This is a genomic window from Aurantiacibacter luteus (genome assembly GCF_001010945.1).
In the GTDB taxonomy this organism is placed as follows: domain Bacteria; phylum Pseudomonadota; class Alphaproteobacteria; order Sphingomonadales; family Sphingomonadaceae; genus Alteraurantiacibacter; species Alteraurantiacibacter luteus.
In genome coordinates this window covers 612,397-636,190 of record NZ_LBHB01000002.1, presented here as the reverse complement: position 1 = coordinate 636,190, position 23,794 = coordinate 612,397, and the positions used below count along the sequence as shown (strand labels likewise).

Below are 23,794 nucleotides of genomic sequence, written 5' to 3'. Positions count from 1 at the left end.
ACGCATGGCATCTCTCGTACTTACCGCCGTCGGCACGGCCATTGGCGGCCCCCTGGGAGGTGCGCTCGGCGCACTGGTCGGCAGCCGCATTGACGGCGCGCTGTTCGGACCGCCGGACCGTGAGGGTCCGCGCCTGACCGAACTCAAGGTCACCACCTCCAGCTACGGCGCTCCGCTCGCCCGGCATTTCGGCACCATGCGAGCCGCGGGCACCATCATCTGGGCGACCGATCTCAAGGAAAGCGCGGAGAAGAGCGGAGGTGGCAAGGGACGCCCGTCGACCACAACCTATTCCTATTCCTCGTCCTTCGCCGTGGCGCTGGCCAGCCGCAAGATCGAACGGGTCGGCCGCATCTGGGCCGATGGCAACCTGCTGCGCGGGGCGGCGGGCGACCTCAAGGTGCAGGGCGCACTGCGCGTCTACACCGGCACCGGCGACCAGCTGCCCGACCCGCTAATCGCCAGCGCCGAGGGCAGCGAGTGCCCGGCGTTTCGCGGCCTCGCCTACTGCGTATTCGAGAATTTGCAGCTCGCCGATTTTGGCAACCGCATCCCCGCGCTTACCTTCGAGATCGTCGCCGACGACGGACAGGTTTCGCTGGCGGAGCTGGTGTCTCCGGCGCAGCCGGCGGGCGAGGTAGGGCGCACACTGGACGACCTCGAAGGCTATTCCGACGAGGGCGGGGCCCTTGCCGACACGCTCGCCACGATCGACCGCGCCTACCCGCTGGCGAGCGACGCGGGTGCAGCAGGGCTAAGCATCTCGAGCGGCGATCCGGTCGGCAATCCCGTGCTCGTCCTCCCGGCACCGGTCGTCGACCGCCAGGGCGACGGCTTCGGCGGCCTTTCCGGCAAGCGCGAGCGCGCACGCCCCGACGCCGCCGGTGTGCCCGCCGGTCTGCGCTATTACGACATCGACCGCGATTACCAGGCAGGCCTGCAACGCGCGAGCGGGCGCGCTTCGCCCGAACGCAACCGCATCATCGACTTCCCCGGTGCGCTGCAAGCCGCGAGCGCAAAGCGTCTCGCCGATGCTGCTGCCGAGCGGGCCGGGTGGGCGCGCGACCGGCTCGCCTATCGCATCGCAGAAATCGATCCCTCACTCAGTCCGGGACAGATCGTCAGCGTTCCGGGACAGCCCGGCAAATGGCGCGTCGAGGCCTGGGAGTGGCGCGAGACCGGGCTCGAGCTCGATCTCCAGCGCCTGCCCCAACGCCACGGTACAGCTGCCGCCGCCGCGCCGGGAAGGGTGCTGGGATCCGTCGACATCGTGGCAACACCGACCGTGCTCGAAGCCTACGAACTTCCCTGGGATGGCAACGGATCGTCCGATACGCGGCAGGTCTTCGCCGCCGCTTCCTCCACGTCACAGGGCTGGACGGGGGCGGCGCTGTACGGAGAGAACAACGGCGCGCTTTTCCCCATCGGCGCGACCGGTTCGCGGCGCAGCGTGGTCGGCACAACGCTGGGCGCGCTGCGGCCCGCAGCCAGCGTGCTGATCGATCGGGAATCCGACATCGAAGTGCAGTTGATGTCGACCGACTTCGTGCTCGACAGCGTCGACCTGGCGGCGCTGGCGCAAGGGGCCAACCGGGCACTGGTGGGCGAGGAGATCGTCCAGTTTGCCACCGCGCAAAGCCTCGGCGAGGGCCGCTGGCGGCTTTCCGGGCTTCTGCGCGGGCGCGGCGGTACCGAGCATTTCGCACTGGTCGGCTCGCCGCAAGGCTCCGGTTTCGTAATGCTCGACGCCCGACCGGTCGCGCTCGATGTCAACGAACTCGGGACCGCGACCGCCGTCGCCGCCATCGGTCTTTCCGACGAGGAGCCGGTCGTCGACGCGATTTCCGGCCTCGGCTCGAGCCTTCGCCCGCCCTGCCCTGTTCATCCCAAGGCACGGGAAGAAGACGACGGATCGCTCGCCCTCGCCTGGACCCGCCGGGCGCGAGGCACCTGGGCCTGGTCCGGCACGGTCGAGGTGCCGATGGTCGAACAGGCAGAGGCCTACGAGGTCGGCCTTGGCGATCCCGATGCACCCGATGTGATGTGGCAGGTGAGCGAACCCGCGCTCGTCATCGCCTCTGCAGACCTCGGCGCGCTGCGCTCCGACCACGGCGGCAAGGCGCTCTGGGTCCGCCAGATTGGCACCCACGCACGCTCGCTTCCCCTGCTCATGACTACGATCAACTGAGGGCCATCATGACAGATCCGATCACCTTTGCCTCCACGACTCCGCGCCACGCGCTCCCGAACCTCTTCAGCGCGCAGGCGCAAAAGGAGTTCACCGTCAACGAGGCGCTCGCCCGGCTCGACACCCTGCTGCATCCGGCCATCGAAGGCATCGCCAACGCCCCGCCGACATCGCCCGTCGACGGCGAGACATGGCTGGTCGGCGACACGCCGAGCGGAGCCTGGGTGGGCCAGGCGGGCAAGCTTGCCGGGCGGCAGTCGGGCAACTGGGTGTTCGCCGCGCCGCGCGCCGGGATGCGGCTGTTCGACAAGGCCGCCGGGCAACAGGCGCTGTTCGACGGCTCCTGGCGGCGCGCCGCCGCGATCGCTGCGCCGACCGGCGGTTCGGTCACGGACGTGGAAGCGCGCACTGCCATCGCCGGGTTGGTTACGGCGCTCGTCGCGGCGGGAATTCTTTCCGACTGACGCGGACCCTGCGGAGCTTTCCGTCGTTGGCATGGTCGAACCCCTTACGAACCATCGCCAAGGACAATCTCTGATGCCCCACCTTCGCAAGTCGCTTCTCGCCATCCCGCTGCTCGCCGCGCTCGGCGCCTGCCAGACCGTCTACGAGAATGCCGCCGAACAGATCGGCAGCGCGACGGTGATGAATGCGCAGGGCAACGCAATCGGCACGATGCGTATGTATTCGCTGGGCGGCGAGGTGACGATGAACGCCAGCTTTTCCGGTCTGACGCCCGGAGTACACGGCGTGCACCTTCACACCACGGGTAGCTGCATTGCGCCCGACTTCACTTCGGCCGGCGGCCATCTCAATCCCGGCAATGCGGAGCACGGGATCCAGAATCCGCGCGGTGCGCACTTGGGCGACCTGCCCAATGTAACCATCGGTGCCGACGGCACTGGAACCATGAGCGCGGTCGTTCGCGGAACCTTGTCGGGTGTGTCGAACGACCTCTTCGATGCGGACGGCACGGCCATCGTCGTGCACGCCAATGCCGACGATTATCGCACCGATCCTACCGGAAACGCCGGCGGCCGGGCGGCCTGCGGCGTTCTGTCGCGCGGCTGATCAGGCGTCGGCGGCGTAGGGCGTGGTATCGACAACGCCCGCATCCGCGAACCCCTGGCGACGCAGGCGGCAGCTGTCGCACAGCCCGCAAGCCTCGCCTCCCGGTGCGGGATCGTAGCAAGACCAGCTCCACGCGGGATCGAAGCCCAGCCGGGCACATTCGCGAGCGATGTCCGCCTTGCTCATGTGCTGGAGCGGAGCGTGGATGGTGAAGGGTCGTCCTTCCACTCCCTGCTTCGTGCCCAACCGCGCGGTTTCGGCGAAGCTGGCGATGAATTCGGGACGGCAGTCCGGGTAGCCCGAGTAGTCGAGCGCGTTGACCCCGATGAAGATGTCGCTCGATCCCGAACTCTCGGCAAAGGCAGTCGTCAAGGCGAGGAACAGCAGGTTGCGCGCCGGGACGTAGGTCACGGGGATGTCGTCGCCGACCCCGGTCTTGGGGACGGCGATATCGTCGGTGAGCGCGGAACCGCCGAATTGTCGCAGGTCGAGCGGAAGCGTGACGTGTCTCACCACCCCCAGGAGGTCGGCGATAGCTTTCGCGCTTTCGAGCTCGCGTGCGTGACGCTGGCCGTAGTCGATGCTCAGAGCGTGGAGCGCAAAGCCCTGCTCGCTGGCGAGCCCCGCGGTGACCATCGAATCGAGGCCGCCTGATAGCAGCACCACGGCGATCGGCATTGTTGTTGACATGGCGGGTCCGCTAGGCGCGCGGAGCGCAGTGGGCAAGCCACAGAAGCGTCAGCAGCTGCCTGTCCGCCGTGCCTCTCCGTCGATGGAGAAAGGGGCCCCGCCCTCGATGCCCCGGCTGCGTATCTGCACGAGCGCATTGCTTTCATGGCGGATCGTCGTGCGACCGTAACCGTTGCCGCGGCAGGTATACTGCACCGTCACTTCGCGCGCCTCGTCCTGCACCACGAACCGTTCGCAGTTCGGCTGGCGATGTCGCAACTGGATGAGCTCCCGCCCATTCCGAACGCAGATGCGCTGGGTCGCGCTGCCATCGCGCAACCGCAGCGTCCAGCTACCGGGCTGCAGTGTGCCAAGCATCCCAAGTTCGGGCGCCTGTGCCGCCACGGGAACCACGACGCAGGAAGCTGCGAGGGCTCCGAGCGCGGCACGCAGGGCTAATCGATTACGCAACTTCATCGCATTCCTCGTCATCACGTACCCGTAGCAGGAACCACGTGAACGACCAGTTGCACTTCATGTGCGACGAACCGTTCAATCCTGTATGGCGAACTCTTTCGAGCAGAACGCGCAATCGACCACGATTATTCCGTCTTCGTTCGCCATTTCGCGCCGGTCCTCTTTGGGGAACCGTGACAGGACATCCTCGAAATGGATTTCACTGCATCGGCACCCCTTGGAAATTGCAGATCCTGCCACGACGCGAACCTCGTCCTCCTCGTGGTAGAGACGCCAGACGAGATCTTCCAACGGCAGATCGCGATCGACCAGTTCCTCGTGCCGCAGGCTGTCGGCAAGGATGGCGACATGCTCCCAATGCGGATGGTCGAGTCGGGCGTGGAGACGCTCGCGGCCCTCCTCGCCCTCGGGCAAGTGCTGGACCAGCAAGCCTCCACCCACGCATCCGTCCGGTCCCGATGAGACCGCCGTGCGGATGCGCGTTGGGACCTGCTCGCTCTGCCCGAAATAGGTCTCGACCGCCTCGCCCAACGACGCACCTTCAAGCGGTACGATGCCTTGATAGCGCTGGCCGGTCGCGGCAATCTCGAAGGTGATGGCGAGATGTCCCTTGCCGAACAATCGCTCCAGCGAAGGACTTGCACCGATATCGGCCCCGCCTTCGCGGTCATACTCGATATAGCCGCGCAGGGCACCGTCGCGGTAATCGCACACGAGCATCGAGGCCAACCCGCCCTCGCCCTGGGCCTGCAGGGTCAACTGGTCGCCCTCGCCTTTCAGCAGCCCGCCCATCAGCGTCGCCACCACCAGCGCCTCGGCGAGGCAGTGCTTGAGCGCGGGCGCATAGTCGTGGGCCGAGAGGATGTCGTCGAGGACACGGTCCAGCCGCACGAGGCGGCCCCGACAATCGCGCGAGGGGATGGCGAAGCCGAACAGGCGATCCGACAGGGTTTGATTAGAGGCGTCGTTCATGGGCGCCATATGGGGATGGCGCCGGGGATTGGAAGCGCGCCTACCCGATCAGCCCGAAGCACCACAGCAGGACGGATTTCTGCGCGTGGATGCGGTTCTCGGCCTCGTCAAAGACGACCGACTGCGGCCCCTCGAAAACCTCCTCGCTCACCTCTTCGCCGACATGCGCAGGCAGGCAATGGAGGAAGATTGCATCGGGCTTGGCTTTCGCCATCAGCCCCGCATGGACGCGGTAGGGCTCCATCGCCGCGAGCTTGTTGTGAACGTGCTCCTGCCCCATCGAGACCCAGGTGTCGGTGACGATGACGTCAGCGCCCGCTGCCGCCGCCGCGGCATCCTGCGTCAGCGTGACCTGCTGCCCGGCCGCGCGGACCATCGCGACGAACTCCGGATCGGGCTCGTAGCCCACAGGCGTCGCCACGCGGACGTTGAACTTCATAAGCGCCGCAGCCTCGAGGATCGAGTGCAACACGTTGTTGCCGTCCCCCAACCACGCCAGCTCCAGCGCGGGCAGGCCCTTGCGATGCTCGATCACGGTCAAGAGGTCGGCGACGATCTGGCATGGGTGCGATCGGTCGGTCAGGCCGTTGATTACGGGCACGCTGGCGTGACGCGCCATTTCCTCGATCTTTGCGTGATCATCCGTGCGGACCATGATGGCATCGCACATCCGGCTGAGGACGCGCGCGGTATCGGCGGGCGATTCGCCGCGGCCGAGCTGCGACGTCCCCGCGTCGACGATCAGCGCGCTGCCGCCGAGTTGGCGCATGGCGACATCGAAACTGACGCGGGTGCGGGTGGAATTCTTCTCGAACACCATCGCCAGTACGCGGCCCGCAAGCGGCGCATCGCCATCGGACTTGCCCTTCGGCCAGCCTGCCCGGGCAGGCTTTCGCACCAGCGCATCGTCTATCATCGCCGCGATGGCGTTGCCGCCCGCGTCGGACAGGTCGAGGAAGTGGCGCGGCTTGCCCTCGTGCATGGCTAATCCTCCGGTTGGAATGAGGCGGCGCCCGCGGACAGCTTCTCGATGAACTCGTTCATCTCTGCGTCCTCGATCACCAGCGGCGGCAGGATGCGCAGCGTCTGGTCGCCCGCAGCCACCGTCAGCAGCTGGTGGTTGTCGCGCAGGTGGACCATGAACGGGCGCGGTTCGCCCTTCATCTTCAGGCCGAGCATCAGGCCCATCCCGCGCACGCCCTCGAACAGGTCGGGATAGTTGCCGATGAACTGCTCGAGCCGGCCGCGCAGCCGCTCACCGCGCGCGCGGACCTGCGCCAGAAATTCCTCGTTCGCCACCGCATCCATCACCGCCATGCCCGCCGCCATGGCCAGCGGGTTGCCACCGTAGGTCGATCCGTGGGTGCCCACGGTCATGCCCCGCGCGCCCTTCTCGGTGGCGAGACAGGCGCCGAGCGGAAAGCCGCCGCCGATGCCCTTGGCGGTCGCCATGATGTCCGGCTCCACGCCCAGCTGCTCGTAGGCATAGAGCGTGCCGGTGCGCGCGACACCGCACTGCACCTCGTCGAAGACCAGCATCAGGTCGTGCTCGTCCGCCAAGGCGCGCAGGCCCTGAATGAACTCGGGGGACGCGACGCGGATGCCGCCTTCGCCCTGCACCGGCTCGACCAGGAAGCCCGCGGTGTTCGGGCCGATCGCCGCCTTCGCGCCTTCCAGATCGTCGAATTCGACATAACGAAAACCGGGCAGCAGCGGGTTGAAACCCTTGTGCATCTTTTCCTGGTTGCTAGCGCTGATGGTCGCCATCGTGCGCCCGTGGAAGGCGTTCTTGAAGGTGATCAGCTCGAACTTCTGGTCGTTACCCTCGTGCTGGTGATAGGCGCGCGCCGCCTTGATCGCGCACTCGACAGCCTCGGCGCCCGAGTTCGTAAAGAACACCGTGTCGGCAAAGGTCGTCTCGACCAGCCGTGCGGCAAGCGCCTCCCCCTGCGGGCTGCCGTAGAGATTGCTGACATGCATCAGCGTCTCGGCCTGGCGCTGGATCGCGCCGATCAGACCTGCGTGCGAATGACCCAGCAGGTTGACCGCGATGCCCGCGGCGAAATCGAGGTAGCGGGTGCCGTCCTCGTCGATCAGGTGGCAATGCTCGCCGCGCACGGGCCGCACGCCGCACCGGGGGTAGACGGGCATCAGCGGGGAAATGGTCATCGCGAAAACTCCAACACGCGAGAAAAGAGAAGGGCGGCCTGCCCCTGAAGGGCCGACCGCCTAATGAACTTCTCTCTATGCGGGAGCGGGCGGCCGGTCAAACGCTCGGCCGCCCCGCGATCCGGATGGGCCTAGCCCTGCACCGGAACGAGGTTGACGGCCGAGTATTTGCCTCGTCGGTCGACCTCGAGATCGAATTCGAACCGGTCGCCTTCCTCGATGCCGCTGAGTCCCGAGCGTTCCACCGCGCTGATGTGGACGAAGGCATCGTCCTTGCCATCGTCGCGAGTGATGAAGCCGAAGCCCTTCATGGCGTTGAAGAACTTGACCGTGCCGACGGCCTTTTCGCCGGTCAGCTCACGCTGCGGGCTCTTCTTCTCGACCTCGATGACGTCGCCGACGACCTGCAGGTCGGCAGCCGAGACCTTGCCGCCGCGATCGACGAGGTTGAACTGCAGCTCCTGCCCCTCGGCAAGACCTTCGAGGCCCGCACGCTCGACCTGGCTGATGTGGACGAACACGTCCTCTCCGCCCTCGTCGCGCTGGATGAAGCCGAAGCCCTTCTGGGCGTTGAAGAACTTGACCTTGCCCTTGCCGGTGCCGACGACCTGGGCGGGCATTCCGCCACCGCCACCGCCGCCGCCACGCGGGCCGCCGCCGAAGCCGCCACCACGGTTGCCGCCGCCGAAGCCGCCGCCGCGATTGCCGCCGCGATCGTCGTTGTAGCGGTCGCCGCCGCCGAACCGGTCGCCGCCACCGCCGAAGCGGTCGCCGCCGCCGCGCCAGCCGCCATCCATCGGGGGCGGGCCGCCCTCACCGAACGGATCGAAGCCCTCTTCGCCAAAACCGTCGCGCTTGTCGCGTCCGCGGCCGCGGCGCCCTTTATCGTAACCCATGAACCCCAAGAACCTTCGTTTCCGTCCTGCGACATTCCACCGGCGGTACGGACGATTCTTGCCCCGCCGACAGGGAATGGCGGACCTTCCCCTCCACTCCAAGCCCGGGGGTATAGACGCAAACATGGCACGATGCGAATGATTTAAGGCGAGCGCTTGCAGGGCGTTGCATCTTCGCAACTAGGGCACGCTTGCGACGGCGGGCGCGGTGCGGCACGACACGGACGATGGAGCAGGAGCTGGCCATTTTCGCCGCCTCGCTGGCGGCGGTCGCCGCGCTTGTCGCGCTGGCGCACTGTTTGGGCTTTTCCGCCGTCGGCACGGTGGCCGACGAGGCCGACGCGCGCGAGGCGCTGGCGTTGGTCCCGGGCGGATTCGCGGTGCAGGCCCTCGTGCTCGATGCCGAGGGTCGCAGCGCCCTGGCGCGCGACGCAGCGGGACGGCTGGCAGCGGTCGTGCCTCACGGCGGGCGGCTGGTGGCACGGGTGCTGGAGCCCGGCTCGCACCTCGCGCTGGACGGCGATACACTCAGCATCGCCTCACCGCAGCTGGGACCGCGCACCGTGCATTTGACGCCGGTCGACTCGCTGCCGGACTGGGCGCGTTCATCGCCGTTTGCTAGCTGAGCCGGCATGGACTTCGATCCCGTCACCTGGGCCATTCCCGTCTTCGTCGCGCTCGTCGTCGCAGAACTGCTGTGGGCGCGCCGGCGCCGGCGCGGTGCCTACGAATCGCGCGATACCGCCACCTCGCTGGCGATTGGCCTCGGCAGCACGGTCGTCGGCGCCGTCACCGGCTCGGCGGTCGTGGCCGCGCTGGTGTGGATGCACGATGTCTCGCCGTTCTCCATCGGCTGGGCCTGGTGGGCCTGGCCGCTGTGCTTCGTGCTCGACGACCTCGCCTACTACTGCTTCCACCGCAGCGCGCACCGCGTGCGCTGGTTCTGGGCGAGCCACGTCAATCACCATTCCAGCCAGCACTACAACCTCTCGACCGCGCTGCGGCAGAGCTGGACCGGGTTCTTCGCGCTGGCCTTCGTGTTTCGCTGGCCGCTGGCCTTGCTGGGGTTCGAGCCGGGGATGATCCTCGTCTGCGCCGGATTCAACCTCATCTACCAGTTCTGGATCCACACCGAGGCCATCGGGCGCATGCCGCGCTGGTTCGAGGCGGTGATGAACACGCCCTCGCACCACCGGGTGCACCACGCGGTCAATCCGCGCTACCTCGACCGAAACTACGCCGGGACCTTTATCGTGTGGGACAAGCTGTTCGGCACGTTCGAGGAGGAGGATGCGGACACGCGCATCCACTACGGCATCGTCCACCAGCTCGGCCACTTCAACGTGGTGAGGGCAGTATTCCACGAATGGGCGGCCATTGCCCGCGACGTGAGGCGTTCGCCGTGGCGGCACAAGCTCGGCTACCTGTGGCGCGAGCCCGGCTGGAGCCATGACGGCAGCCGCGAGACCTCCGACATGATCCGCGCACGCTGGGAACGCAAGCGAGGCTGAATTTAGGAAACAGGATGGCCGAGGCGCGGTTCTCCGACCGCCCTGCCGAAGATGCGCGCTGTGTGCCTTAAAGCGCGGTCTCGCCGGTCTCGCCCGTGCGGATGCGCACCGCCTCGCCCAGGTCGAGCACGAAGATCTTGCCGTCCCCGATGGTGCCGGTGTTCGCCGCCTCGCGGATGGTCTCGACGATCTTGGGCGCCAGTTCGTCGCTCGTTGCGATCTCGAGCCGCACCTTGGGCAACATGTTGACCGCGTACTCGGCGCCGCGATAGATCTCGGTCTGGCCCTTCTGTCGCCCGAAGCCCTTGGCCTCGCTGACCGTCATCCCGGCGACGCCGATCCCGGCCAGCGCCTCGCGCACCTCGTCCAGCTTGAACGGCTTGATGACGGCGATGACGATCTTCATGGGCCCGGCTCCTCGGATATGCTGCACTGCAATGTGCTGGTCAGTCGCGCCCGGTGCAAGACAAAAAAGGGGCCGGAACCCGCGCTGGGTCCCGGCCCGTGATGAGGTGTACGTTCGCAGGAGGAACGAGGGTTGGCGAGGCCGGGGGGAGAGAGAGGAGGTCCCGGCCCCGCCAATTCGGTTGGATCAGTTGTAGGCGCGCTCCCCGTGTTCGGAGATGTCGAGGCCGGTGACTTCGACTTCCTGGGTGACGCGAAGGCCGACGGTGAACTTGACCAGCATGCCGACGATGAAGGTGCCCAGCGCCGCCCAGCCGATGGTCACCAGCACGCTGTAGGTCTGCACCCACAGCTGCGCGCCAAGCGCGGTCGAGCCGTCGCCGGGGCCGCCAAGGAACGGCTGGTAGACCACCGCCGTACCGATCGCACCGACGATGCCGCCCACGCCGTGGATGCCGAAGGCGTCGAGGCTGTCGTCGTAGCCCAGAGCAGGCTTCAGCTTGGCGACCGCGAAGTAGCACACCACCGAGGAAGCGATGCCGAGCAGCACGGCGCCGAACGGGCCGCTGTTGCCCGCTGCCGGTGTCACCGCGACGAGACCGGCGATGACGCCCGAGCAGAAGCCCAGGGCCGAACCCTTGTGGCCCGCCAGCTTCTCCACCACCATCCAGGTCAGCGCGCCCGCCGCCGTGGCGACGAAGGTGTTGATCATGGCGAGGCCGGCGACGCCGTCCGCCTCGAGCTCCGACCCGGCGTTGAAGCCGAACCAGCCCACCCACAGCAGGCCCGTGCCGATCATCGTCATGGTCATCGAGTGCGGCGGCGAGAGCTCACTCGGGAAACCCGTGCGCTTGCCCAGCAAGTAGGCGAGCACGAGGCCCGAGACACCGGCGTTGATGTGGACCACCGTGCCGCCGGCGAAGTCCAGAGCGCCGTCCTCGAACAGCAGGCCGCCGCCCGCCCAGACCATGTGCGCGATGGGGAAATAGACGACCGTCAGCCAGATGGGCACGAACAACATCAGCGCGTTGAACTTCAGTCGTTCCGCCGTGGCGCCCAGCACCAGCGCGGCGGTGATCGCGGCGAATGTCATTTGGAAGCTGATGAAGACGTATTCGCTGATGACCTCGTCGGAGAAGGTGGCCGCCGTGCTGTCGGGTGTGACGCCCGCCAGGAACAGCTTGCCCCAGGCGAAGAATTCGTTGCCCTCCGGCCCGAAGGCGGTCGAGTAACCCCAGATGATCCACACCACCATCGCCAGCGCGGCGGTGGCGCCGATCTGGGTCATGGTGGAGAGCATGTTCTTCGACCGCGTCAGGCCGCCGTAGAACAGCGCGAGGCCCGGCAGGATCATCAGCATGACGAGAACGGTGCTGGTCATCATCCAGGCATTGTTGCCCGGATTGGCGACAGCTGCGGCCGCGGCAGGTTCGGTCGCGGCCTCGATCGGCACGCCGGCTTCCTGCGCCAGCGCGGCGGTGGCGGCGAACGCGGTGGCACCGAGCGCCGCCAGTCCACCCGTGAGATAACGGTTCATTGCAATACCCCTCTGTCCAAGGACGCCGCTCACAGCGCGGTCTCGTCGGTTTCGCCGGTGCGGATGCGCGTGGTGGAGGCGAGATCGAGCACGAAGATCTTGCCGTCGCCGATGCTCTGCGTGCTGGCGACCTGCTGGATGGTCTCGACCACCTTGGGCATGAGCTCGTCGCTGACGGCGATTTCCAGCTTCACCTTGGGCAGCATGTTCACCGAATATTCGGCGCCGCGGTAGATCTCGGTCTGGCCCTTCTGGCGGCCGAAGCCCTTGACCTCGGATATGGTCATGCCGGCGACGCCCGCCTCGGCCAGCGCCTCGCGCACCTCGTCGAGCTTGAATGGTTTGATGATGGCTATCACGAACTTCATCGCTGACCCCTGTCCAGCGCCGGGGTCGTTCCCGGCCACGCAGATGCACAGCAAGGGGCGTGCCAGATGAGGCGGGTGACGGGATTTCAGTGGTTTGCCTGCAGGGCTGACTGCCGCTCATGCTGCGGCGCACAAATCGCAGGCAGGCGCGCCCGAAAAAGCGGCAGCGTTCAATCGAGCGCGAGCGTGGCCCTGATCGGCAGGTGATCGGAGGCCTGACGCGACAGCGCCGTGGCGTGCACCCTTGCCTCCATCACCTGCCAGTGCGGCGTGTGCATCATCCGGTCGAGCGAGAGCACCGGGCGGCGCGAGGGGAAGCTGTGGCCGGGATCGACAACGTTCCAGTGCGCCGCCAGCCCAAGCTCGCCGCCGATGGGCCGCAGCCACTCGTTGCAATCGCCCATCATCACCGCCGGCAGGCCCGGCGCGCGGCTGGCGTTGCACACGTGCGCGAACTGCCGCTTACGCCTGAGGCCGGAGAGGTCGAGGTGCATGCCGGTCACGCAGATCTCGTGCCCGTCGGCATTGATGCGCGCCCGCACCGCCCCGCGCGGTTCGATGCGCGGCAGGTCGTCCGCCTCGACGTCGATGACCTCGATTCCCTGCCGAACCAGCAGCGCATTTCCGTGCCAGCCGAGGCTCGCGGGCCGCGTGGGCCTGGAGGCGACCTGGTAGCCCATCTCCGCAATCGCGACGCGGTCGAGCACGCTTGCGCGCGTGCCGATGCGGATGTCGACCTCCTGCAGCGCCACGACATCGGCCTCCATCTCCGCGATCACAGCGAGGATGCGGCCCGGATCGCGCCGACGGTCGATCCCCACGGCCTTGTGGATGTTGTAGCTGGCAAAGGTGAGCTGCATCAGTCCGGCAACTCTCCGGCGATGTAGCGGTCGGTCGTGCGCGCCGGCAGGCCGTCGATGCTCTCCCGCCGCCGCTTATACTTGCCCGCCCATTCGAGCGGATCGGCCTTGGCGTGGTATTTCACCAGCGTCTGTCGATCGCGCTCGTAATCCATGATCGGTACGCCCCAGCCGCAGCTGGTCTGCACGCTTTCGACCGTGATGTCGAAGATCTGCCGCGTGCCGGGCAACAGGGTGAAATGCGCGGCGAGCTCGTCCCACCCGCTTTCCCACGGCAGCACCGGCTTGCCGGTGCCGTAGATGCGCAGGATCAGCGCAGGCTGTTCGAACTGGCAGACCATGATGGTGATGCGGCCATCGGCCAGCAGGTGCGCGTTGGTCTCGTTGCCCGACCCGCCGAGGTCGAGGTAGGCGACGCGGTCAGGTCCCAGCACCCGCAAGGTATCGCTCAGCCCCTTGGGCGAGAGGTTGATGCGCGCGCCTTCTGCCGCCGTCGCCACGAAGAACACCGGCTGCGCCTCGATCATCGCCGTGTGCTCGGCGCTCAGCTGGGCGAAGAACTCTGCCATCGCGCGTACCTACGCACGAGGGGGCGGAAAGTCACCGCTCCTTGGTGGCGGAGAAGGTGAGTTCGGGATTCTTTTCCTGCTGGTAGCCCACGTCCCACGGGCTTTTCGCCATGAACACGAGGTCGCCGTCGCGGTCGTGCGCGAGGTTGCCCTGGTTGAAGCGTTCGAACTCGTCGAGCTTCTCCTGCGGGCCCTTCAGCCAGCGCGCGGTGGCAAAGGGACTGGCTTCCAGCGCGGCCTCCACCTTGTATTCCGCCGCCAGCCGGCTGACGAGCACGTCGAGCTGGAGCTGGCCCACCACGCCCACGATGCTGGAGCCGCCGATGACCGGGTAGAACACCTGGATCACGCCCTCCTCGCTAAGATCGTCGAGGGCTTTCCTCAGCTGCTTGGTCTTGGTCGGATCGCGCAGCTGCACCCGGCGCAGGATTTCCGGCGCGAAATTCGGCAGCCCCGTGAAGCGAACGTCGTTCTTCTCCGATAAGGTGTCCCCGACACGGAGCGTCCCGTGGTTGGGAATGCCGATGATGTCGCCGGGCTCGGCGGTGTCGGCGATCTCGCGGTCCTGCGCGAAGAACAGGATCGGCGAGTGGACGGCGATGGGCTTGCCCAGGCCCGAGGGCGTCAGCTTCATGCCGCGTTTGAAGGTGCCCGACACCTGCCGCATGAAGGCGATGCGGTCGCGGTGGTTGGGGTCCATGTTGGCCTGCACCTTGAAGATGAAGCCGGTCACCTCGTCGCGGGTCGGGCTGATCTGCGCGTCGCCCGCGGGTTGCGGGCGCGGCGGCGGGGCGTAGCGGGCAATGGCGTCGATCAGCTCCTCCACCCCGAAGTTCTTGAGCGCGCTGCCGAAATATACTGGCGTCATGTCGCCATTCCGGTAGGCCTCGAGGTCGAGCTCCGGATAGCCGACCTGCGCCAGTTCGATCTGCTCGGCATATTCCCCGGGGATCTCGGCCGTGTCGCGGGTGCCGAGATATTCCTTCGAGCTGCCCTCGGGCCGCGCGATCTCTCCGGTGCGGAAATCCAGCAGCCCCTCGAACAGGCCGCCCATGCCCACGGGCCACATCTGCGGGCTGACGTCGAGCGCCAGCTTGTCGGCCACCTCGTCCAGCGTCTCGAACGGGTCGCGGCCCTCGCGGTCGACCTTGTTGACAAAGGTGATGATCGGCACCGAGCGCAGGCGGCAGACCTCGAACAGCTTGAGCGTCTGCGGCTCGATGCCCTTGGCCGCGTCGATCACCATGATGGCGGAATCGACGGCGGTCAGCGTGCGGTAGGTGTCCTCGGAAAAGTCCTCGTGGCCCGGCGTGTCGAGCAGGTTGAAGGTCACGCCGTCCTTCTCGAAGGTCATCACGCTGGAGGTGACCGAGATGCCGCGCTGCTGCTCGATCTTCATCCAGTCGGACCGGGCACGCCTGGCCGCGCCGCGCGCCTTGACCTCGCCCGCGAGATGGATCGCGCCGCCCTGCAACAGCAGCTTCTCGGTCAGCGTGGTCTTGCCGGCGTCGGGGTGCGAGATGATGGCAAAGGTTCGGCGGGGGTTCGGCATGGTGCGCGCGCCGCTACCAGCGATGCGCCCTTCGGTCCAGCAGGGGCTTAACCGGGCTTATACCCGCCTGCGCTAGGTCGGCGATGGAACAGGGAAAGGGGAGCACCATGGGTCGCATCGGAACTTTCGCGCTCACTCTGGGTGTCGCGCTGGCGCTGGCCGCCTGCGGGGAGAGCGGCACCTATTACGAGCGCTCGCCCGCCGAGGTGGAAGCCGCGCTGAAATCCGCCGTGCTGCCGACTGCCGTGCTCGGCAGCGCGATCAAGCGCAGCCATGTGTTCGAGGGCGAGGACGGCGCGATCATCACCGCCCTGCTCGATGCGGACGGCGTGGAGCGGGCGCGGTTCGTCTCGACCGTGGTGGCCGAAGGCAGCGGGTCGCGCGTGGCGACCGAGGTGGTGCTGAGCGAGGAAGCGAACAAGGCGGCCGCGCAGAACGCGCTCGGCGCCTACGCCAGCGGCCTGCTCGAAAGCCTCGCGCAGGAACACGTCGCCGCCGCCATCGAGGGCCGCCCCTTCGACCTCATGTTCGCCACCAATCCCGTGGCGGTCGCAGCCATGCCCGCCGACGTGCGCGAGCAGGTGGCGCAGGCGAACGAGGCGGCCGAGGCCGTGTCGCGGATGGGGCAGGACCTGCCCGAAGGCGGCTTCGATACCGGAAGCGACTGGGCGGACGAAGGCGGCGGCGACTGGGGCAGCTAGCCCTCAGCCCCGCAGCTCCGCCCCCAGCTTCGCCGCCGCGGCGACGACCTTGTCCGAGATCGCCTTGAGATCAGCATCCTTGAAGCTCGCCTCGCCCGGCTGAAGAGTGACCTCGACCGCCACCGACTTCTTGCCCACGGGCACACCCTGCCCGGCGAACACGTCGAATATGCGCGCATCGACGATGCTGGCCTTGTCTGCCCCGCGCACCGCGCGCAGCAGGTCGCCGGCGGGCAGGGCCGCGTCGACGAGAAAGGCGAAGTCGCGCGATACCGCCTGCAGCGCGGGCGGCGCATAGGCGCTGCGGGCGAAGCCGCTGCTCTTGCGCTGGGGGATGGCGTACAGGTGGATGCCGCCCGCCACGACGGGCACGTCGATGTCGAAGGCCTTGAGCAGCGAGGGATGGACCGCGCCGAAGCTGGCAATGACGTTCTTCGGGCCGAGCCGCAGCGTCGCCGACTGGCCGGGGTGGTAGACGTCGCCAGCTTCCCCCATCACCATCAGGTTCGCCACCGGCGCACCCGCGGCTTCGAGCAGGTCCATGACCACGGCCTTGGCATCGAAGGCATCGAAAGGCTTCGGCTTGCCGCTGCGCCAGTCGCGCGCGCCCTTGGCACCGACCAGCACGAAGGCGAGCGAGGGATGTTCGCCGTCCTCCAGATAGCGCCGCCCGATCTCGAACAGTTGCAGCGAGTTCGCGCCGCGGTCGAGGTTGCGCCGGGCAGCCGAGAGCAGGCCGGGGAGCAGCGAGGGACGCATGACCTTGAGGTCCTCGCTGATCGGGTTGTCGAGCACCCAGCGCCCGCCGCCGACAAGGTCTGCCTCGCGCTCGGAGATGAAGCTCCAGGTGATCGCCTCGTTCAGTCCGCGCGCGGCGGCGGCGCGGCGCAGGCGGCGCTCCAGCTTCTGCGCGGGCGTGGCGGTGGGCTTCGCAACGCCTTCCGCGCGCGGCAGGGCGACGCTCGCCACCTTGTCAAGGCCGTGGATGCGGACCACCTCCTCGACGAGGTCGGCGGGCCCTTCGATGTCGTGGCGGCGCGGCGGGCAGGTGACCTGCCAATCGTCGTCAACCTTGAAATCGAGGCTTTCGAGAATGCGGCGCTGCTCGGCCTTCGCCACCTCGACGCCGCCCAGCCTTGCGGTCAGCGCGGGATCGAAAGCGATGACCTTCGCTTCGACCGGAGGTTGGCCTGCGCGCATAACCTCGCTTGGCGTGCCGCCGCAGGCCTCGAGGATGAGGCCGGTCAGGATCGCCAGCCCGTCGTCGAGGAACGCCGGGTCAACCCCGCGCTCGAACCGCGTGCGGGCATCGGTGGCGAGGCCCAGCTTGCGGCCCGTCACCCCGATGCTCTCGGGATTGAAGTACGCGATTTCCAGCAGCACGTCGGTCGTCTCCGGCTGCACGGAGCTGTCCTCCCCGCCCATGATGCCGCCGATGTCGTGCACGCCCGCCTGGTCGGCGATGACCGTCATGCTCTCGTCGAGGGTGTAGGTCTTCTCGTTCAGCGCCTCGACCTGCTCGCCATCGCGCGCACGCCGCGCGACCACTGGGCCGGTCAGCTTCGCCATGTCGTAGACGTGCGCAGGGCGGCCACAGGCGAGCATCAGGTAATTGGTCGCATCGACCAGCGCCGAGATCGGGCGCTGGCCCGCGGCGAGCAGGCGGCGCTGCATCCATTCGGGGCTCGCGCCGTTGCTCACGCCGCGCACCGTGCGCGCGTAAAAGGCCGGGCAGCCCTCGGCGTCATCGGTGCGGACCTCGACTGCGCAGGCCTCCTCGCCCGCGATCTGCGGCACCTCGGCAGGCTTGAACGTGCCGAGGCCAGCCGCGGCGAGATCGCGCGCAATGCCCATCACGCCCATGCAGTCGGGCCGATTGGGGGTGATCGCCACGTCGAACACCGGGCTCGCGCCGTTGTAGGCCGCGAAGTCCGCGCCCACCGGCGCATCGGCGGGCAGCTCGATGATGCCTTCGTGCGCGTCGCCGAGCTCCAGCTCGCGTACCGAGCACATCATGCCGTTCGATTCGACGCCGCGGATGGCGCTCTTGCGCAGCTGCATCCCGTTCGCCGGGACGACCGCGCCGGGCAGGCCGAGGACGCCCTTGATCCCCGCGCGCGCATTGGGCGCGCCGCAGACGACGGTGAGCGGATCGCCCTCACCGGTCGAGACGGTCAGCACCTGCAGCTTGTCGGCATCGGGATGCGGCGCGGCGGTCAGCACTTCGGCGACGCGGAAACCGGCGAGCTTGTCGGCCGGGTCCTCGATCCCCTCGACCTCGATGCCGATGGCGTTGAGCGCGGCCGAGATTTCGGCGACCGAGGCATCGGTGTCGAGATAGTCCTTCAGCCATTCGAGCGAGAACTTCATGCGCCCGCTCCTATCCCGGCGGAAAGCGTGGGCTGGTCGAGCCCGCTGAAACCGTAGTGCGCCAGCCAGCGACCGTCGCCGTCGAAGAAGGCGCGCAGGTCGTCCATGCCGTACTTCAGCATGGCGAGCCGGTCCACGCCGACACCGAAGGCGAAGCCCTGCCACTCGTCGGGATCAAGCCCGGCGTATTCGATGACCCGGCGGTTCACCATGCCGCTGCCGAGCAGCTCCATCCAGCCGTGCCCCTCGGCATCGCCGCTGCCGCCCAGCACCCGCTTGCCGTTATCCCAGCGGAAGCCGACATCGACCTCCACGCTGGGCTCGGTGAAGGGGAAGTAGCTGGGACGAAGGCGCAGGACGATGTCGTCGGTCTCGAAGAACGCCTTGAGAAAGGTCTCGAGCGTCCACTTGAGGTGACCCAAGTGGATGTCGCGGTCGATGACCAGTCCCTCGATCTGGTGGAACATCGGCGTGTGCGTGGCGTCGCTGTCGCTGCGATAGACGCGGCCCGGCGCGATGATGCGGATGGGCGCGCCCTGCTCGACCATCGAGCGGATCTGCACCGGCGAGGTGTGCGTGCGCAGCAGCATCCGCCCGCCCTTCGGCGCGGTGTCGGGGAAATAGAAGGTGTCGTGCATGGCCCGCGCCGGGTGACTCTCTGGCATGTTGAGCGCGGTGAAGTTGTACCAGTCGTCCTCGATCTCCGGCCCGGTGGCGACGGCGAAGCCGAGGTCGGCGAAGATCTCCGCCAGCTCGTCCATCACCTGGCTGACCGGGTGGACACTGCCCTTCGGGGTGGTTGGGGCGGGCAGCGTCAGGTCGAGCGTTTCGCTCGCCAGCCGCGCCTCGAGCTCGGCGGCCTCGAGCGCGGCCTTCTTCGCCTCGATGGCATCGGCTACGCGGGCGCGCAGGGCCTGGATGCGCGGCGCCTGGACCTGCCGCTCGTCCGGCGACATGCCGCCCAGCGTCTTCATCAGCGCGCTGATCCAGCCCGCCTTGCCCAGCGCCTCCACGCGAATGGCCTCGACCTCGGTTGCGCTCTGGACTGTCTCAAGGCGCGTCAGGGTCGCCTCTGCCTGCTGTTCGTGCTGGGTGCTCATGATGCGGGCTCGCTTAGTGAGGACAAACAAAAAGCGCCACCCTTTCGGATGGCGCTTCCTGTATTTCAAAAGGCATCACAATCAGGCGGGAAGCGCATCCTTGGCCTGCTTGATGATGCTGGTAAAGGCACCCGCCTCGTTCATGGCGAGGTCGGCCATCACCTTGCGGTCGAGTTCGATGCCGGCCAGCTTCACGCCGTGCATGAACTGCGAGTAGGTCAGGCCCTCGGCCCGGACGGCGGCGTTGATGCGCTGGATCCACAGGGCGCGGAAGTTGCGCTTCTTCACCTTGCGGTCGCGATAGGCGTACTGGCCGGCCTTCTCGACGGCCTGACGGGCGACGCGGATGGTGTTCTTGCGGCGGCCACGATAGCCCTTGGCCTGTTCGAGGATCCGCTTGTGCTTGGCGCGCGTGGTGACGCCGCGTTTGATGCGTGACATGGTTCAGTACCTCCTCAGTCGAGCCCGTAGGGCGCCCAAGCCTTGACCGCGGCCCAGTCGGCCTTGGCAAGGGTCTTGGTGCCGCGCTGCTGGCGGATGTACTTCGCGTTGTGGCTGATCAGGCGGTGGCGCTTGCCGGCGACACCATGCTTGACCTTGCCCGTGGCGGTGAGCTTGAAGCGCTTCTTCACGCCGCTCTTGGTCTTCAACTTGGGCATTTTCGTCTCCTTACCAGAGAAGTTGGGGTCAGAGACACGCTACGGCCAGCCCTGGCAGCCCTTGTGGCCAGGCCGGCTAGGTGATGCGTGTCGATGAAGGGCGCGCCAATAGCGGCTCGCGGAAAAAATGCAAGCGCGCTGTCCCGCCGCCGGAACCGCGCTGCTCGCAGGTGCGTTGCGGAGCGCAACCATATCGAGATCGCTCATGAGTGCAGAGCAGCTTCCCTTCCTCGTCGGCTTCGTCGTCATGGCCCTGGCATCGCTCGCGATCTACCTGCACGGCGACAAGCGGCAGGAATTCCGCCACCACGCACAGTTCCACTCCGTCGTCCCCTTCATCGCCGCCACCGCCTATCTCGCCATGTGGCTGGGTACCGGCACCATCGACGGGCCGGACGGGGCGCCGGTCTATCTCGCGCGCTATGCCGATTGGGCCACGACCACGCCGATCCTGCTCGCGGGCCTCATCCTGACGGGCCTGCACGAGCATCCGCGTCATTCGACCTACATTCTGCCCGCCATTGTGCTCGACGTCATCATGATCGCCACCGGTCTCGCCGCCGCGCTCTCGGCGGACGAGACTGCGAAATGGGTTTGGTTCGGCTGGTCCTGCGCGGCCTTTGCCGGCGTATTGTTCATGCTCTGGGGCCCGGTGCGCGCCATCGGTGACAGGCTGGGCGGCCGGCTGGAGCAGGTCTATCGCGGCAACCTCGTGTTCCTCACCGCCGTCTGGCTGGTCTATCCGCTGGTCTTCGCGCTAGGGCCGGAAGGGCTGGGCGTCATCGCCATCGGGCTGGAGAACTGGGCCGTGCTCGTGCTCGATGTGACGGCCAAGGTCGTCTACGGCTTCGTCGCCACCGCGCGCTTCAAGACGGTGCCCGCCGACGAGGAGGGCTCGGTCGTCGCCGGGGCCTAACCGGCGGCGCCCGAAAGGATCTCCACCACGTCCTCCAGCCGCGCCGGGTCGCCCAGCGCCAGCACCGTTCCGTCGCTGCCGGCGTGGAGCGGTTCGCCCCGCCAGTCGCTCATCACTCCGCCCGCACCCTCCACCACGGGGACGAGCGCGGCGTAGTCGTGCAGCTTCAGGCCCGCCTCGGCCACCACATCAAGGTTGCCGCTGGCGAGGCAACCGTAGTTGTAGCAGTCGCCCCCCATCACCATGCGCTTGTGATCGGTCTGCCCGGCGAGCGCCATGAAGGCATCCCCCTGTGGCACCGAGAAATAATGCGGGCCGGTAGTGGCGATGGTGGCGGCGGCAAGGTCGGGGCACGGGCGGCAGGAGACGGGCTCGCCGTTGAACAGCGTTTGCCGCCCCGACACACCCAGCCAGCGCTCCCCGCTGATCGGCTGGTCGATCACGCCCAGCACCGGGAAGCCATCCACCAGCAGCGCTATCAGCGTGCCGAAGATCGGCCGCCCGGCAAGGAATGCGGTGGTGCCGTCGATCGGGTCGAGCACCCACTGGCGGCCCGACACGCCCTCCTTCACCCCGAATTCCTCCCCATGGATGCCGTCGGCGGAAGCCTCCGCCTCCAGCAGGCGTCGCATGATCGCCTCCGCCGCGCGGTCGGCCTTGGTCACGGGCGAGGCGTCCTGCTTCGCCTCACCGTCCAGTCCGCTGCGGAAAAGCGGGCGAATTTCCGCCCCGGCGGCATCGGCAAGGCGCTGGGCAAGGGCAATGTCATTTCTGGAAATCATGAAACTGGTCCGTTATGGTGCACAAAAGTTGCATTTCACACGTAACAAACGCAACAACACGCGCAATGCAAAGCGGGCCGCCTATCAAATCGCATACCGGGGCGACGCATCGGGGGGCGCCGTTGGCAATTTCGCGCGCTGCGGCGCCGGATTTGCAGCCCTGGGTCTACTGGATAACGGTGGCCGAAGCGGAGATCGCAGCCGGCGTTCGAATCGATTGCGGGCGTATAATAGAACATCCCAGCATCACGATCCTGTTTCACGATGCCTGGACCGCGAAAGATGCCGACGGGGTCAAGGTGCTCGACCCGGGTCCGGACGGCAGGGCCTTCTACTTCGGCCCGCACACCCGCTGCATGCCGCTTTCCATCGCAGGCAGGTGGATCGTCATTTCGATCCTGTTCCAGGCCGGAGCGGCGCAGCTGCTCGGATTCCCCGATCCTGCCGACTCGCTGGACAGGGTTTACGATCTCGACGATCTGCTCGGCCGCAGCGAGCCGGTCGCCTCGCTCGTGCCGCGCGATGCCACCTACGACAAGTGGGCGGAAGCCATCGAGGAATGCTTCCTGCGCCCGCTGGTGAAAGGCGCGGTCGAGCCCGCCCAACTGGTCGCCGATTTCCAGACCGCCTGCCTTACCAATCCCGAGATGACGGTGGAAGAGTTCGCCGACCGGCAGGACGTTTCCAAGCGCACGGTGGAGCGGGTGATCAAGAAGGCCTTCGGGGTCAATCCCAAGCACGCACTTCGCCGCGCGCGGGCGCAGGATTTCGGCGCCGCCCTGCTCGGCGTCGCCCGGCCCGAGGACGAACCGGAGATAGAGGACCGCTATTTCGACCAGTCGCACCGCATCAAGGAAATGCGCGCCATCTTCGGCATTTCTCCGGGCGAATTGCAGAAGCGCCCGCACCCCGTCCTCGCCCTCAGCCTCGAGGTGCGCCAGCGGCGGCGGCTCGAGGTGCTGCGCGCGCTCGCACCTGGTGAGCTCGGCCCCTGGCGCGATCCGGCGAGCGAACCCGCTACCCAGGCGCATACGCATCAGGACGGTGCTGAAAACCGGGCCTGATGTGCCCGGACTAGGGGGCGGATGACGCAGACAGGGGTTATCGGCATCAGCGGGCGCAGCAGGGATGGACGTCCCCTGTCGTACAACCGCGCGCCGGCCGCCGACCTCTCGCCTTGGATTGCCCGCCTGTTCGTCACGCTGGCGCACCAGCCCGCCGGACAGGTTCTGGGCACCGGCATCTTCAACGACACGGTCTTCCTGCGCGCGCTGATTGCGGGCGACTGGCGGGCCGAAACCGCCCGCGGCCCCGTCATACGTTCGCGCGGGGCGCTGTTCTTCGGACCGCAGACGCGCCGGATGCCGCTGACGGTCGCGGGGCCGATCGGCACCTACGGCATTGCCCTGCGACCCGGTGCCGTGGCGGCGCTCGGCGGGCCCAACCTCGCGGACTGGCTGGACCGGATAGACGACATCGGCCGCGTTTCCGGCGCGGCGGACTGGGAGAGCCTGTTCGCCCCCGCCGACGATGCCGCCGAACCCGAGGTGCTGCTCGCGGCGGTGGAGGGCCGGTTCCGCGCGCTCCTGCAAGCCTCGGGGGCAAAGGCTCCGGCACCGCTCGCCATCGCCTTCGACGAAGCGGCCTTTCGCGATCCCTCGGTCGCGCTCGCGGGCCTTGCCCGGCATTTCGGCGTTTCGCTCCGAACCCTGCAACGCGTGGTCGTGCGCGATTTCGGAATGTCGCCCAAGAGCGTGCTGCGCCGCGCCCGCGCGCTCGACATGGCGAGCCAGATCATCGGTTTCGCCGACCGCGCCGAGGCCGAGGAACACGCCCTGCGCTTCTACGACCAGAGCCACCTGAACCGCGACTTTCGCGACCTGTTCGGCATGACGCCCAGCGAGTTCGCCCGCCGTTCGGACCCGATCATGGCGCTGGCGCTGGAAGCGCGGCAGGCGCGCCGACTGGAAGCGCTCGGGAGGCTGGACAGCACCGCCCAGGCCCCCTGGCGCTGAGCGCAGG

Annotated in this window: 26 protein-coding genes; 9 read left to right on the top strand and 17 right to left on the bottom strand. The window is 67.6% G+C overall.

All coding sequences use genetic code 11. The annotated features are described in order from the left end of the window. Nucleotides 1-4: 4 nt before the first annotated feature. From AAW00_RS09555 to AAW00_RS09545, 3 genes are all read left to right on the top strand, one after another. Complete coding sequence (locus AAW00_RS09555) at nt 5-2,188, top strand: phage tail protein (protein WP_047004103.1); 2,184 nt, start codon at nt 5-7, stop codon at nt 2,186-2,188. Between the two features lie 8 nt (nt 2,189-2,196). Further along, on the top strand, nt 2,197-2,652 hold the full coding sequence (locus AAW00_RS09550) for a DUF2793 domain-containing protein (protein ID WP_047004102.1): 456 nt from the start codon (nt 2,197-2,199) through the stop codon (nt 2,650-2,652). Nucleotides 2,653-2,725: 73 nt separating this feature from the next. Further along, nucleotides 2,726-3,259: a superoxide dismutase family protein gene (locus AAW00_RS09545; protein WP_047004101.1), complete on the top strand. Its 534-nt coding sequence runs from the start codon at nt 2,726-2,728 to the stop codon at nt 3,257-3,259. On the opposite strand, the gene queC is transcribed toward AAW00_RS09545, so the two are convergent. The 6 genes from queC to AAW00_RS15505 form a co-directional block, all read right to left on the bottom strand. After that, nucleotides 3,260-3,949, bottom strand: coding sequence for a 7-cyano-7-deazaguanine synthase QueC (gene queC / locus AAW00_RS09540; RefSeq protein ID WP_047004100.1), 690 nt, complete (start codon nt 3,947-3,949; stop codon nt 3,260-3,262). Nucleotides 3,950-3,997: 48 nt separating this feature from the next. Further along, nucleotides 3,998-4,306, bottom strand: coding sequence for a DUF3617 domain-containing protein (locus AAW00_RS09535; protein WP_338151457.1), 309 nt, complete (start codon nt 4,304-4,306; stop codon nt 3,998-4,000). A gap of 174 nt (nt 4,307-4,480) precedes the next feature. Then, nucleotides 4,481-5,377 (bottom strand): Hsp33 family molecular chaperone HslO, encoded by an 897-nt coding sequence (gene hslO / locus AAW00_RS09530; protein ID WP_063265979.1) that lies wholly within the window; start codon nt 5,375-5,377, stop codon nt 4,481-4,483. Between the two features lie 40 nt (nt 5,378-5,417). Continuing rightward, nucleotides 5,418-6,359 (bottom strand): ornithine carbamoyltransferase, encoded by a 942-nt coding sequence (argF, locus tag AAW00_RS09525; protein ID WP_047004098.1) that lies wholly within the window; start codon nt 6,357-6,359, stop codon nt 5,418-5,420. A 2-nt stretch (nt 6,360-6,361) separates the two neighbouring features. After that, a complete protein-coding gene (locus AAW00_RS09520) occupies nt 6,362-7,546 on the bottom strand; it encodes an aspartate aminotransferase family protein (RefSeq protein WP_047004097.1) in 1,185 nt (394 codons plus the stop codon). Nucleotides 7,547-7,677: 131 nt separating this feature from the next. Further along, the gene (locus tag AAW00_RS15505) at nt 7,678-8,442 is read right to left on the bottom strand and encodes a cold-shock protein (protein ID WP_047004096.1); all 765 of its coding nucleotides are present in this window, start codon (nt 8,440-8,442) and stop codon (nt 7,678-7,680) included. 227 nt (nt 8,443-8,669) lie between these two features. On the opposite strand from AAW00_RS15505, the gene AAW00_RS09510 reads away from it, so the two are divergent. Together AAW00_RS09510 and AAW00_RS09505 are read left to right on the top strand one after the other, a co-directional pair. Further along, complete coding sequence (locus tag AAW00_RS09510) at nt 8,670-9,068, top strand: hypothetical protein (RefSeq protein ID WP_047004095.1); 399 nt, start codon at nt 8,670-8,672, stop codon at nt 9,066-9,068. Between the two features lie 6 nt (nt 9,069-9,074). Then, nucleotides 9,075-9,953 (top strand): sterol desaturase family protein, encoded by an 879-nt coding sequence (locus tag AAW00_RS09505; RefSeq protein ID WP_047004094.1) that lies wholly within the window; start codon nt 9,075-9,077, stop codon nt 9,951-9,953. Nucleotides 9,954-10,020: 67 nt separating this feature from the next. Here the strand turns inward: AAW00_RS09505 and AAW00_RS09500 are convergent, their stop codons facing one another. The 6 genes from AAW00_RS09500 to AAW00_RS09475 all read right to left on the bottom strand — a co-directional run bounded on the left by AAW00_RS09500 (nt 10,021) and on the right by AAW00_RS09475 (nt 15,244). Further along, the gene (locus AAW00_RS09500) at nt 10,021-10,359 is read right to left on the bottom strand and encodes a P-II family nitrogen regulator (RefSeq protein WP_047004093.1); all 339 of its coding nucleotides are present in this window, start codon (nt 10,357-10,359) and stop codon (nt 10,021-10,023) included. A 186-nt stretch (nt 10,360-10,545) separates the two neighbouring features. Then, nucleotides 10,546-11,895 carry an ammonium transporter gene (locus AAW00_RS09495; RefSeq protein ID WP_047004092.1) on the bottom strand — a complete coding sequence of 450 codons (1,350 nt, stop codon included), beginning with the start codon at nt 11,893-11,895 and terminating at the stop codon, nt 10,546-10,548. 29 nt (nt 11,896-11,924) lie between these two features. After that, entirely contained in the window at nt 11,925-12,263 is a 339-nt protein-coding gene (locus tag AAW00_RS09490) for a P-II family nitrogen regulator (RefSeq protein ID WP_047004091.1), read from the bottom strand. Nucleotides 12,264-12,433: 170 nt separating this feature from the next. After that, on the bottom strand, nt 12,434-13,123 hold the full coding sequence (locus AAW00_RS09485) for an endonuclease/exonuclease/phosphatase family protein (RefSeq protein ID WP_047004090.1): 690 nt from the start codon (nt 13,121-13,123) through the stop codon (nt 12,434-12,436). Continuing rightward, a complete protein-coding gene (locus AAW00_RS09480) occupies nt 13,123-13,692 on the bottom strand; it encodes a pyridoxamine 5'-phosphate oxidase family protein (RefSeq protein ID WP_047004089.1) in 570 nt (189 codons plus the stop codon). Before AAW00_RS09480 ends, AAW00_RS09485 begins: the two co-directional genes overlap by 1 nt. A 31-nt stretch (nt 13,693-13,723) precedes the next feature. Continuing rightward, a complete protein-coding gene (locus AAW00_RS09475) occupies nt 13,724-15,244 on the bottom strand; it encodes a peptide chain release factor 3 (RefSeq protein WP_047004088.1) in 1,521 nt (506 codons plus the stop codon). A gap of 107 nt (nt 15,245-15,351) precedes the next feature. Between AAW00_RS09475 and AAW00_RS09470 the strand changes: the two genes are divergently transcribed. Next, entirely contained in the window at nt 15,352-15,945 is a 594-nt protein-coding gene (locus AAW00_RS09470; protein WP_156170028.1) for a hypothetical protein, read from the top strand. Nucleotides 15,946-15,948: 3 nt separating this feature from the next. Here the strand turns inward: AAW00_RS09470 and pheT are convergent, their stop codons facing one another. From pheT to rpmI, 4 genes are all read right to left on the bottom strand, one after another. Beyond that, a complete protein-coding gene (gene pheT / locus AAW00_RS09465; protein WP_047004086.1) occupies nt 15,949-18,315 on the bottom strand; it encodes a phenylalanine--tRNA ligase subunit beta in 2,367 nt (788 codons plus the stop codon). Further along, nucleotides 18,312-19,415 (bottom strand): phenylalanine--tRNA ligase subunit alpha, encoded by a 1,104-nt coding sequence (gene pheS, locus AAW00_RS09460; protein WP_082125004.1) that lies wholly within the window; start codon nt 19,413-19,415, stop codon nt 18,312-18,314. The genes pheT and pheS overlap by 4 nt, the downstream gene beginning before the upstream one ends. Nucleotides 19,416-19,496: 81 nt before the next feature. Further along, the gene (gene rplT, locus AAW00_RS09455; protein WP_047004085.1) at nt 19,497-19,856 is read right to left on the bottom strand and encodes a 50S ribosomal protein L20; all 360 of its coding nucleotides are present in this window, start codon (nt 19,854-19,856) and stop codon (nt 19,497-19,499) included. A gap of 14 nt (nt 19,857-19,870) precedes the next feature. Beyond that, nucleotides 19,871-20,074: a 50S ribosomal protein L35 gene (gene rpmI, locus AAW00_RS09450; RefSeq protein ID WP_047004084.1), complete on the bottom strand. Its 204-nt coding sequence runs from the start codon at nt 20,072-20,074 to the stop codon at nt 19,871-19,873. A 205-nt stretch (nt 20,075-20,279) separates the two neighbouring features. On the opposite strand from rpmI, the gene AAW00_RS09445 reads away from it, so the two are divergent. Continuing rightward, on the top strand, nt 20,280-20,990 hold the full coding sequence (locus AAW00_RS09445) for a bacteriorhodopsin (protein WP_047004083.1): 711 nt from the start codon (nt 20,280-20,282) through the stop codon (nt 20,988-20,990). On the opposite strand, the gene AAW00_RS09440 is transcribed toward AAW00_RS09445, so the two are convergent. Then, entirely contained in the window at nt 20,987-21,772 is a 786-nt protein-coding gene (locus tag AAW00_RS09440) for an inositol monophosphatase family protein (RefSeq protein WP_047004082.1), read from the bottom strand. The two genes, AAW00_RS09445 and AAW00_RS09440, sit on opposite strands and share 4 nt — an antisense overlap. A gap of 152 nt (nt 21,773-21,924) precedes the next feature. Here AAW00_RS09440 and AAW00_RS09435 point away from each other — a divergent pair, with 152 nt between their 5' ends. Further along, a complete protein-coding gene (locus tag AAW00_RS09435) occupies nt 21,925-22,836 on the top strand; it encodes a helix-turn-helix domain-containing protein (protein WP_047004081.1) in 912 nt (303 codons plus the stop codon). A 21-nt stretch (nt 22,837-22,857) separates the two neighbouring features. Next, nucleotides 22,858-23,787 (top strand): AraC family transcriptional regulator, encoded by a 930-nt coding sequence (locus AAW00_RS09430; protein ID WP_047004080.1) that lies wholly within the window; start codon nt 22,858-22,860, stop codon nt 23,785-23,787. Nucleotides 23,788-23,794 lie beyond the last annotated feature (7 nt).